Genomic DNA, 9,730 nt, shown 5'->3' with positions numbered 1-9,730 from the left:
CAGGAGTCTTTTTACAAGGAGCTCCAATGCAGGTCAACCAGGGCACCCTGCTGGCAGGGCAGTGTACCGAGACGGCGGCGCAGCAGGTGGTCGCTATGATGATCGCCTGTTCGCTGCTGGCCGAGGAGCGTCTGGCCATTGCAGAAGCTTCGCCGGACAAGGCCGTGAGGCAATGCCGGGGCGATGCGCATCAGCTCGGCTCTGTGCCAGGAATACACGGCGACGCTGTTCATGGTGCTGCAGGCTTCGCAGGGGCCTTATGGAGGGAGTTGCTCAAGCCGAACTGGTCAGACGAGTGTGTGTGTCCAGATCGCAGAGGCGGCCCTGCCACCAGACGGTCAAGAATCTGCCAGCGCAAGGTCCGCCGACCCGTGGACAAATGACCACGCATGATGAACCTCTCTTCATCGTTCACCCCCAGACATTTTGCTGTCACGACGAATGCTTGGCGGCATTAGGCGGTGTTTGAAAACCCTCATCGGCCGTATTGAAGCCAGTCGATGACGGCAGCAAACTCGATGAGCGAGAGGAAATGTGCGGCGAGTTTGTCTCGCCGAGTGCTGGCACAAGCCCAGCGCTTCAGACGGCAGAAGTAGTTCTCAATGCGATAGCGCTGTCGGTAAAGTTTACGGCTGACCTTGCGCTGGATTCCACATCTGGCTCTGCGTGGAATGCAATGGGTTGCCCCGAGCAGTTGAAGCTGCTGACGTAGCTTGTCACTGTCGAAGCCTTTGTCGCCAACCACGCACAGCCCTGCAGGGTTTCCCAGCAGCGGCAGAACATGGTGCCCTTCATAGGCCTGTCCTGCGATGAGCAGCAGGTTCACTGCAAGCCCCCGCCCATCAGTAAGGGCCATGATCTTGGTATTGCGGCCTCCTCGCGTTTTGCCCATGGCCTGCTTGTCTGCGCCACCTGCAGGATTTGCAGCACACTGATGAACCACCACATGCGTGCCATCCACAAGCCTGATGCGGTTCCTGGTTTTGCGGGAGACCATGGTGAGCATGCGCTTCCAGAGACCTTCGCGCGCCCACTGCCGATGCCAGCCATAGATGGTGCGCCAAGGACCAAAACATTCGGGCAGGTCACGCCAAGGACCCGCGTTGCGCAGCCGGTAAAACAAGCCTTCAAGAACAAGATCCAGCGACGCTCGCGGACGGCCGCCAATGTTCAAAGCACCATTTTTTTGAGTCGCTTTTTGAGCGGCTCCCACCATGCAAAGCGTTGTGTTTTCATCGGTTTTCTCTCATGCCACAAATGCTTTCCTTGGGCAATCGAGGGTTTTCAAACACCGCCTAGAGCGATTTAAATAATTTCGTATCCGATAAATCCAAGACAGCCTACGCGGCTCTCCCTCTCCCCGCCCCTGATGCACGACGACACCGAATCCTTTTCGTCGGGGGAGAGGGCCGGGGTGAGGGGAATCGCTTTGTATCGTTGAATGGTATGAGCGAATCAGGCTATATAGTATAGCGATTTCCAAAACTGATTTCCGGATAGCGGAGCAAAAGGTGCTGTACAAAACGTGCGGCAGTGCTTTGAGGATGGTTGTTGAGAGCGCAAGAACTCAGACCTGATGTGGACAACGCCACGCTGGAGCAACTCCAGGCGGCGATGGAGGCCGCGCCCAACAAGCGCAGCTATATCAGGCTGGCCGCCATGCGCTGCCTGCTGCGAGGCATGGGCCGTATGGACGTCTGCGAAACCTTCTGCCGCAGCGAGCGCATGGTTCGGCTCTGGATCATCAAATACAACCATGGGGGCATCGACGCGCTCATCAGCAAACCCACGGGAGGCAGAAGACGCAAGATCGCCCTGCAACGGCTCGAAGAGGTGCTGGTGCCCGTGCTCAAAGACCCCGCCCAGGCGGCCATGGAGCACTGGACTGGCGTGAAGGTCCACGGCTGGCTGCTCGGGCGGCTCCAGGCCGAACTGAGCTACAGCACCGTGGTGCGCTATCTCCATGACCTGGACTTTCACCTGCGCGTGCCGCGTCCCTGGCCGCTGCCCCTGCTGGATGAACCCGAGCGTGAGGCGCAGCGCCAGAGCTTCCGCACGCAGATCGCCACACTGGCCGCAGACCCACAGGTCGAGCTTTGGTTCGGTGACGAGTGCGGCGTGGATGGCGATCCCCGGCCAAGACGCCGGTGGGTGCAGCCGGGCAGCAAGCCCAAGGTGCCGCATCTCGGCAAGCATATCCGCCGCAGCGTCGTAGGAGCCGTCTGTCCGCAGAGCGGCGAGTTCTTCAGCCTCATGTTTGATGGCGTCGATGGCGCTGTCTTCCAGTGCTGGCTTGACGAACTGGCGCGCAGCGTGCCAGCGAAACCGGATCTGCGCCGGGTGCTGGTGCTCGACAACGCCTCCTGGCACAAGGTCAAAACGCTCAACTGGCACCACTTCGAAGCGCTGTTCCTGCCGCCTTACAGCCCGGACTTCAACCCTATTGAGCGGCTGTGGCTGCGCCTGAAGGCCGACTTCTTTGCCGACTGGATCGCACGCAGCGGCGCGGAGCTCGAAGACCGTCTCTGCCACGCTCTCAACCACTTCATGTCATCGGCCTCTCAGACCGCCTCCATCTGCTCGATCCGGAAATGAGTTTTGCGATTTGCTATAACTGAATATGCTCTGGATTGAGGCGGTTCCGGAAAAAGCGCCGCAATCCCCCACGCCTTCCAGCACCACAAAAAACCGCCGTGCAGCAGTGCTGCACGGCGGTTCTAATTCAATCAGTTCTGTCAGCCCTGTTTACTTGGCAGGCGTGCCATAGACCTGAACTTCACAGTAGTGGTTCATGTCGTTGCTCGTGTTGCCATTGCTCCAGAGGCGCACATAGCGGGCCTTGATGCCCTTGGCATCAATGACGCGGCCATGGTTGGTTTCCACGTAGGCTGGATCGCTGCCCTTGCCCATCTGGGAGGAGTCGTCGTGGTCGGAGTTCCACAGGGTGGTCACGCCTTTCTTGAACTCAGGATCGTCGGACACCTGCACTTCCACGTCGATGTAGGCCTGGGCCTGCTTGTGGTAGTGCCACATGGCGATCTTGTAGATGTTCGACTCGGCGCCGAGATCGATCTGCACCCACTGTTTGCCGGGCATCAGTTCCACGAAGGAGCCGTCAGCACCGTCGGCGTCGCCGTCGGTCACGAGGCTGAGTTCACCGATGATCGGCGCACTGTCAGAACTGGTGACTGGCTTGCCTTTGGCAAGGTTGGTGGTGCCTTTCGGGACCATGATGGTTTTGACCACCTTGCTGGGGTCGGCCTTCTCAAGGTTCGGCAGTTCAGCAGGCACCGGGGTGCCGATGAACATGGGCTTCGGGAACTCGAGCGCGATCTCGACAAGATCACCAGCAGGAGCTGCTGGGGCGGCTGCTGCTGCGGCTTTCGTTTCTTCTTTCTTGCCGCAGGAGGCAAGGCTAAGGGCGAGCGCGAGGCCCGTCAGGATGTGGAGGGTATTTTTCATGGGGAACTTGGCTGGAGGTTGAGTGAATGTTGAATTTCCGCGGCAGATCACGCCTGGAAGTCTTCGGGCTTGAAGATGTACTTGCCGCCCGCGGCGGTGGCCTCGTAGGCCTTGAGCACCGTGACGCAGGACCGGAAGGCGGCTTCGACGTTGCAGGTCAGGTGCGCGGGGTCTTTGGCCTGCACAGCTTCGATGAAGTTCGCGATATGCGGCGTGTGCGGCTTGACCTTGAGCTTGCGGGCCAGCTCCCATTGGGAGAGGGCCTTGCTCTCGCGCACGTCGGCCACGCTGACGGCACCGTAGGACGGTGGTTTCGGCTTTTCCCAGTCACGGGGATGTTCCCAGAACTTGTTCTTCGCCTTGTCCGCCGCCTTCATGATCGGCGGGTTCTCACCCAGGGCGTATGACTCCCAGTCCTGGCCGGGTTCGGCGTAGAGCTGGTTGCCGTTCGTGTCGAGTTCGGAGATGATCGCCGTGCCACCGATGCCCATGTGCTTTTCATACGCACCTTGGGAACCCGTGGTGGTCAGCACCTGATAGTAGGCGCGCAGGGCACCGGCAGGGGTCTTGAATTCGTAGATGCACATCATGTTGTCAGGCAGTTCGAATTTCGGCCGGCCTTCCGTGCCATCGAAGTAATCCACGCCGCCTGAGGCGATGACCGACACCGGAGTGGACTCATACATCCAGTTGAACATGTCGATCTGATGCGCGCCGAGATCGGAGAGAGGACCACCGCCGTATTTCTTGAAGAAGCGCCAGTTGCGGAACTCCTCAAGGCTGCCGTAGCCGTTCTTCGTCAGCACATCCTGAGGAATCTCGTAGCCCTTCACCGCGCCCTGCGGGGCGCTGCCGGAGACACCGCGGTTCCACTGGGCGTAAGCATGGGTGATGCGGCCCAGCATCTTGCCGGGCTTGATCACGTTGTCGCGCAGGTTGATGTAGCGCGGATTGGAGTGGCGCTGATGGCCGATCTGGAAGATCCCGGGGTTCGCCTTGCCGGCGCGCACCATGTCGCGTGCTCCCTCGATCGTGTTGCTCATCATCTTCTCGCAATACACGTGCTTGCCTTTCTCAAGGCAGAGGCGCGAATACGGGGCGTGCATGAAGTCCGGCGTCGCGATGAAGACGGCCTCAATGGACGGCTCCTTGTCGAGCATCTCGTTGATGTCTTCGTAGATTTTGATCTCGCCTTCCACCTGGTGCTTGTTCTCACCGAGGAAGCCGCCACGCGTCTTCGCGATCGAGAACTTCCAGATGTCACACATGGCCACCCACTGGATGCCAGGAACGTCTTTGGAGGCCACGCGGAGCGCGTTGCCCTGCGCACCGCAGCCGACGAGCGCGCACTTGATCGTGCGGCCTTTTTCGGTCGCTTGCGCGATCGCGCTCTTGCTGGTGGCGAGATAGATTCCGCTGCTCGTCAGAGCACTGGTACGGAGGAAGCCGCGACGGTCCATGAAACGGGACAGTGGCGCTGGGGAAGGGGAGGGAGGCTGGGAATTCATAGGTGCAATCAGGCGTGTGGGTTCACTGCCAATGACGACGTGAAGTCGTGGTTATGCCTTCTTGCGGCCAAGGATGCCGTCGATCGAGAAGGTTTTTGCCTTCGAGGTCACCAGCGCGGCGGCCACGATCAGAATGGAAAGACCGATGTTGCTCACCACTTCCGTGTCATCCGGCAGGGCGGCAAGTCCCAGACCCAGGGAAAGGAAGACCAGACCGGCGGCCAGCAGGCCAAACTCAGTGCAAATGCCAATCGCCACCCAGATGCCGACGGGCACAAGAATGTAGCCGATCGTGGCTGCGAATGCGTCACATGCCCATTGTGGCATGAAGCTGTTGTCCGTCATCAGCTTGGCCAGCGGGCCGGTTTTCTTCGAATAATTGTCCAGACCAAAGCTCACCGTCGGGCCGTTGCCCCAGCGAAACTTGTCAAGACCTGCCATGAACAGGCGCATGCCGACCCAAAGACGGAGCAGAAGATGTGCAAAATCGTAACTGAGGCTGCCGCAGCATTTGGAGGAGGAAGAGTCGGACATGGATAGGGTCTGGGTGGCTGGTTGAAGTGAGGCATTGATTCTGAACCGGGGCCCTTGGAAATCCAGCAAAATTTAGGATGTACATACTTCGCAGACGTGAACGACCACAGTGGGTGGAAAAGCTGGATCGCGCTCCTTTCCGGCAAATGTAACAATTTCAGTGTTGCAGGGGGGGATTCCGTGGCTTCTCGCTCAGCGTGCTTGCCATTCCGAGCATCTCCGCTTAAAAAAGACTGCTTAATTCACTCTTACCGATTCCCATGAGCTCACTCTCGTCTCCCAAACTTCCGGCCCAAGGCATCCTCGAACCTCTTGGTGACGAGGATCGCGACATACTCAGCGGCTACGGCGAATTCCTGCCAGTGCAGCCCGGTCAGCACCTGATTGAGGAAGGCCAGCAGCAAAACAGCCTCTTCTTCGTCGTCTCCGGCAAGTTCCACGCCACCGCCATGCGCGGCGGCCACAAAGTTCTCCTCGGCTCCATCCAAAAAGGTGAAACCATCGGCGAAATCAACCTTCTCGACCCCAATGTCGCCAGCGCCAGCGTGACCGCTGTCGAGTTTTCCCAGGTCTGGCGCATCGACGGCGCCACCCTCGAAAGCTACATCAACGAATACCCGCGTGCCGCCGCCTGGCTGCTCATCGGTGTCGGCCGCACCATTTCTCACCGTCTCCGCGCGGTGAATGAGAAGATCGCCGCCTTCTACAGCGCCTAAGCCATGAAAGTGAGGCGGATTGTTTTGCGCACGATTGAATCGTGCGTTGCAGTCCGCCCTTCACGATGGAAAACTTCCACATGTCCGGCCTGCTGCCCTTTCCTCCTCACACTTGGCTGGAAGCCATCCAGGTCATTTTCCTCCTGTTTGCCGGTCATGCGGTGATGGACTATCCTTTGCAGGGCGAATTCCTCTCCACCTGCAAAAACCGCCACCTGCTCTACAAATTGCAGGATCCCTCCCGCCCGGTGCAGATCTGGCCTTGGTGCATGACTGCCCATTGCCTGATCCATGCCGCCGCCGTCTGGGCCATCACCGGCTGTTTCATTCTCGGCTCCATCGAGTTCGTCCTGCACTGGCTCATTGATTTCGCCAAATGCGAAAACAGAACCACTTTCGTTCAGGATCAGGCGCTGCACTTCATCTGCAAAATCGCCTACGTCGCCGCCGCGATGCTCTACTGAGGTTTCCAGTTCTCCGTTCGCAGTTCACGGTTCCCATGCTAACAACAGGGAACTAAAAACCGAGAACAGCGAAACTTCGTCATGCAGCGCACCGCCATCCTGAACGTCGTCGGCCTCACCACCAGGCTCATCGGCGAGCACACCCCGGCCATTCGCGCCTTCGTTGAGCGCAACCGCTCCACCCTCATCGAGCCCGTCCTCCCCGCCGTCACCTGCACGGCCCAGGCCACCTACCTCACCGGCAGGCTCGCTCGCGACCACGGCGTCGTCGCCAACGGCTGGTATGACCGCGACTACGCCGAGCACCGCTTCTGGAAGCAGCCCGAGCAGCTCATGCAGGGCGAAAAATTGTGGGAGGCCCTCCGCCGCGTCGATCCCCAGTTCACCTGCGCCAAGCTCTTCTGGTGGTTCAACATGTACTCCACCGCGGATATCTCCATCACCCCGCGCCCGCTCTACCCCGCCGATGGCCGCAAAGTCTTCGACATCCACACCCAGCCCATGCCGCTGCGGGACCGCATCAAAAAAGACCTCGGCCCCTTTCCCTTCCGCCACTTCTGGGGCCCCGGCTCCGACATCAAATCCTCCATCTGGATCGCCGAGAGCGCCAAATGGATCGAGGAAAAACACTGGCCCGGCCTCTCCCTCGTTTACCTCCCCCACCTCGACTACAATCTCCAGCGCGTTGGTATCGACATGGAGAAAATCCGTTTCGACCTGCGCCAGATCGACAACGTCGTCGGCGATCTCATCCGCTTCTACGAAACCCGGAACATCAAAGTCGTCCTCCTCTCCGAATACGGCATCACAGACGTCGAGCAGCCCGTCCACCTGAACCGCGTCTTCCGCGAGAAAGGCTGGCTCAATATCAAAGACGAACTCGGCCGCGAAACCCTCGATCTCGGCGGCTCCAAAGCCTTCGCCATCGCCGACCACCAGATCGCCCACATCTACCTCAACGATCCCAGCCTCCTCGCCAGCGTCCGCGCCACCCTCGAAGCCACCCCCGGCGTCGCCCAGGTCCTCGGCAAGATGGAAAAACACCTCGTCGGCCTCAACCACGAGCGCAGCGGCGATCTCATCGCCGTCGCCGACGCCAAAAGCTGGTTCACCTACTACTACTGGCAGGACGACCGCAAAGCCCCCGACTTTGCCCGCTGCGTCGACATCCACCGCAAGTGCGGCTACGACCCCGCCGAGCTCTTCCTCGATCCCGCCATCAAGTGGCCCAAGCTCAAGATCGCCGGCAAGCTTGCCAAAAAAGCCCTCGGCCAGCGCATGCTCATGGACGTCATCCCCCTCGACGCCACCCTCGTCAAAGGCTCCCATGGCCGCATCCCCGAAGACCGCGCCGACTGGCCCGTCCTCATCGGCGACTTCGATCAGCTCCCCCGCACCGGCATCCTCTCCGCCCACGAAGTCTGCAACCACCTCTTCCGCCTCTGCTCCAGCGGCCACGGCTACCCCGGCGTCTCCCGCTAGCTCAAAATCGTCCTCGTCCTCCTACTCGTCCTCGATCCTCCCGCTCCACCGGCACCCCTTGCTTGTGCCTCCCCCAAGCTCTTGGACATTCGTCATTCCGGCTTCGTCATTCGTCATTCTGCCGCCGCCTACCCTCCCGCCGTGATCTGCACCACCTCGATCACATCCCCATCGTTCACTCTCGCCCCATCAATCTCCCTCGGCAGCAGCGCCACCTGATTCTGCTCCACCACCACCGGCTTGCCACCGAGTCCAATGATCTCCAGCAGTGACCTCACCGTCTGCGGTCCATCCAGCTCACGCTTCTCTCCGTTCAAAGTGATCTTCATAACAAAAGTCGTCATTTAAGCCGCCAGGATCGAAGCATCCCAGTCCTTCCACACCGGATCAAGCCCCTGCAGCCGCAGCATCTCCGCCACACTCTGTGGTGATCTCTGATCCGCGATGCCAAACTGCCCTTCGGCACGATTCGACTCCGCCTTCGTCTCCACTTCCACGCGCTTGCCCTTCACCGTCAGGTGCAGGTCATCATTCCCAGCGCCCGTGTAGCCACCCGGCTCCGTATGGCTGCCCGCGCTCATCACCGTGATCCCCAGCGGTGCCAGCGCATCGCGCAGCGGCGCGGACTCACGCGTGCTCAAAATGATCCCCACCTCCGGGAAGATGATGCGGTAGGCGCAGATCGTCTGCACCAGCGCCCAGTCAGGGAAATCCGTCATCGGTGTAAAGCCACCCGCCGCCGGCCGCAGCCGCGGAAACGCCACCGTGAAGCTCGCCTTCCAGCAGTGCTTGTACAAATGCTCCAGATGCGCCGCCAGTCGCAGCGCCTCCAGCCGCCAGTCACTCAGGCCAAACAGCGCGCCAATGCCAATACGGCGAAACCCGCCCGCATAGCCACGCTCCGGACACGCCAGCCGCCAGTCAAAGTCCTTCTTCGGACCCGCCGTGTGCATGTCCTTGTAAATCTCACGGTCGTAGGTCTCCTGATACACCACCAGGCCCTCCGCGCCCGCCTTGACCATGCGCTCATACTCCGGCACCTCCATCGGCCCCACCTCGATGCCGATCGTCGGTACAAACTCACGAATCGCCCGGATGCATTCCTCCAAGTAGCCATCGCTCACAAATTTGGGATGCTCACCCGCCACCAGCAGGATGTTCCGAAAGCCCTGCGCCACCAGATGCTTCGCCTCCGTCACCACCTGCTCGATCGTCAGCGTCACACGCAGGATCGAATTGTTGTCGCGTGAAAATCCGCAGTAGCTGCAGTTGTTCACGCACTCATTCGAAACATACAGCGGCGCAAACAGCCTCATCGTCCGCCCAAAATTCCGCCGCGTGATCATCCGCGACTCCTTCGCCATCGCCTCAATCTGCGCCGGCCCCTTCGGCTCCAGCAGCGCCGCAAACCGCTCCATCAGCGGCGTTTTACGCGCCGGGAGGGCATCAAGCGTGGGAATGAAGGACGTCAGCATGGGTGGGGGGTGGATATAATACGCACCCGCCGCCCCATGCAACGCCGGGAACCACGCCGAAAGCCGAATTCAGCCCCCCCACAGGCGTC

Annotated in this window: 11 protein-coding genes; 4 read left to right on the top strand and 7 right to left on the bottom strand. The window is 60.2% G+C overall.

Annotated features, from left to right (window positions below):
- Positions 1 to 11 precede the first annotated feature (11 nt).
- Entirely contained in the window at positions 12 to 233 is a 222-nt protein-coding gene (locus tag AC3RLQ_RS14995; protein ID WP_493038405.1) for a hypothetical protein, read from the bottom strand.
- Between the two features lie 242 nt (positions 234 to 475).
- A complete protein-coding gene (locus AC3RLQ_RS14990; RefSeq protein WP_493031932.1) occupies positions 476 to 1,216 on the bottom strand; it encodes an IS5 family transposase in 741 nt (246 codons plus the stop codon).
- Positions 1,217 to 1,578: 362 nt separating this feature from the next.
- On the opposite strand from AC3RLQ_RS14990, the gene AC3RLQ_RS14985 reads away from it, so the two are divergent.
- Positions 1,579 to 2,595 (top strand): IS630 family transposase, encoded by a 1,017-nt coding sequence (locus tag AC3RLQ_RS14985; RefSeq protein WP_493038403.1) that lies wholly within the window; start codon positions 1,579 to 1,581, stop codon positions 2,593 to 2,595.
- Between the two features lie 150 nt (positions 2,596 to 2,745).
- Here the strand turns inward: AC3RLQ_RS14985 and AC3RLQ_RS14980 are convergent, their stop codons facing one another.
- The 3 genes from AC3RLQ_RS14980 to AC3RLQ_RS14970 all read right to left on the bottom strand — a co-directional run bounded on the left by AC3RLQ_RS14980 (position 2,746) and on the right by AC3RLQ_RS14970 (position 5,504).
- Positions 2,746 to 3,462 carry a discoidin domain-containing protein gene (locus tag AC3RLQ_RS14980; protein ID WP_493038401.1) on the bottom strand — a complete coding sequence of 239 codons (717 nt, stop codon included), beginning with the start codon at positions 3,460 to 3,462 and terminating at the stop codon, positions 2,746 to 2,748.
- A gap of 47 nt (positions 3,463 to 3,509) precedes the next feature.
- Positions 3,510 to 4,922, bottom strand: a complete 1,413-nt coding sequence (locus AC3RLQ_RS14975; RefSeq protein ID WP_487680278.1) for a Gfo/Idh/MocA family protein — start codon at positions 4,920 to 4,922, stop codon at positions 3,510 to 3,512.
- A 99-nt stretch (positions 4,923 to 5,021) separates the two neighbouring features.
- On the bottom strand, positions 5,022 to 5,504 hold the full coding sequence (locus AC3RLQ_RS14970) for a hypothetical protein (protein WP_493038399.1): 483 nt from the start codon (positions 5,502 to 5,504) through the stop codon (positions 5,022 to 5,024).
- Positions 5,505 to 5,764: 260 nt separating this feature from the next.
- On the opposite strand from AC3RLQ_RS14970, the gene AC3RLQ_RS14965 reads away from it, so the two are divergent.
- The 3 genes from AC3RLQ_RS14965 (at position 5,765) to AC3RLQ_RS14955 (ending at position 8,166) form a co-directional block, all read left to right on the top strand.
- Entirely contained in the window at positions 5,765 to 6,220 is a 456-nt protein-coding gene (locus AC3RLQ_RS14965; RefSeq protein ID WP_395731908.1) for a Crp/Fnr family transcriptional regulator, read from the top strand.
- Between the two features lie 41 nt (positions 6,221 to 6,261).
- The gene (locus AC3RLQ_RS14960; protein ID WP_493038396.1) at positions 6,262 to 6,684 is read left to right on the top strand and encodes a DUF3307 domain-containing protein; all 423 of its coding nucleotides are present in this window, start codon (positions 6,262 to 6,264) and stop codon (positions 6,682 to 6,684) included.
- Positions 6,685 to 6,765: 81 nt separating this feature from the next.
- Positions 6,766 to 8,166: an alkaline phosphatase family protein gene (locus tag AC3RLQ_RS14955; protein WP_493038394.1), complete on the top strand. Its 1,401-nt coding sequence runs from the start codon at positions 6,766 to 6,768 to the stop codon at positions 8,164 to 8,166.
- 128 nt (positions 8,167 to 8,294) lie between these two features.
- Here the strand turns inward: AC3RLQ_RS14955 and thiS are convergent, their stop codons facing one another.
- Together thiS and thiH are read right to left on the bottom strand one after the other, a co-directional pair.
- Positions 8,295 to 8,495 (bottom strand): sulfur carrier protein ThiS, encoded by a 201-nt coding sequence (gene thiS / locus AC3RLQ_RS14950; RefSeq protein WP_493038392.1) that lies wholly within the window; start codon positions 8,493 to 8,495, stop codon positions 8,295 to 8,297.
- 15 nt (positions 8,496 to 8,510) lie between these two features.
- The gene (gene thiH, locus AC3RLQ_RS14945) at positions 8,511 to 9,641 is read right to left on the bottom strand and encodes a 2-iminoacetate synthase ThiH (RefSeq protein WP_493038390.1); all 1,131 of its coding nucleotides are present in this window, start codon (positions 9,639 to 9,641) and stop codon (positions 8,511 to 8,513) included.
- Positions 9,642 to 9,730: the final 89 nt, after the last annotated feature.

Source organism: Prosthecobacter sp. GW821-HT29F12 (genome assembly GCF_058803405.1).
Note: the sequence above shows the minus strand (reverse complement) of the source record. Positions and strands in the feature narration are given on the sequence as shown.

What these genes read in the sequence shown, in the direction of transcription:
- AC3RLQ_RS14990 (WP_493031932.1), bottom strand. Translation starts at nt 1,216, where the DNA reads ATGGTGGGAGCCGCTCAAAAAGCGACTCAAAAAAATGGTGCTTTGAAC.
- AC3RLQ_RS14970 (WP_493038399.1), bottom strand. Translation starts at nt 5,504, where the DNA reads ATGTCCGACTCTTCCTCCTCCAAATGCTGCGGCAGCCTCAGTTACGAT.
- AC3RLQ_RS14980 (WP_493038401.1), bottom strand. Translation starts at nt 3,462, where the DNA reads ATGAAAAATACCCTCCACATCCTGACGGGCCTCGCGCTCGCCCTTAGC.
- AC3RLQ_RS14995 (WP_493038405.1), bottom strand. Translation starts at nt 233, where the DNA reads ATGAACAGCGTCGCCGTGTATTCCTGGCACAGAGCCGAGCTGATGCGC.
- thiH (WP_493038390.1), bottom strand. Translation starts at nt 9,641, where the DNA reads ATGCTGACGTCCTTCATTCCCACGCTTGATGCCCTCCCGGCGCGTAAA.
- AC3RLQ_RS14955 (WP_493038394.1), top strand. Translation starts at nt 6,766, where the DNA reads ATGCAGCGCACCGCCATCCTGAACGTCGTCGGCCTCACCACCAGGCTC.
- AC3RLQ_RS14965 (WP_395731908.1), top strand. Translation starts at nt 5,765, where the DNA reads ATGAGCTCACTCTCGTCTCCCAAACTTCCGGCCCAAGGCATCCTCGAA.
- thiS (WP_493038392.1), bottom strand. Translation starts at nt 8,495, where the DNA reads ATGAAGATCACTTTGAACGGAGAGAAGCGTGAGCTGGATGGACCGCAG.
- AC3RLQ_RS14975 (WP_487680278.1), bottom strand. Translation starts at nt 4,922, where the DNA reads ATGGACCGTCGCGGCTTCCTCCGTACCAGTGCTCTGACGAGCAGCGGA.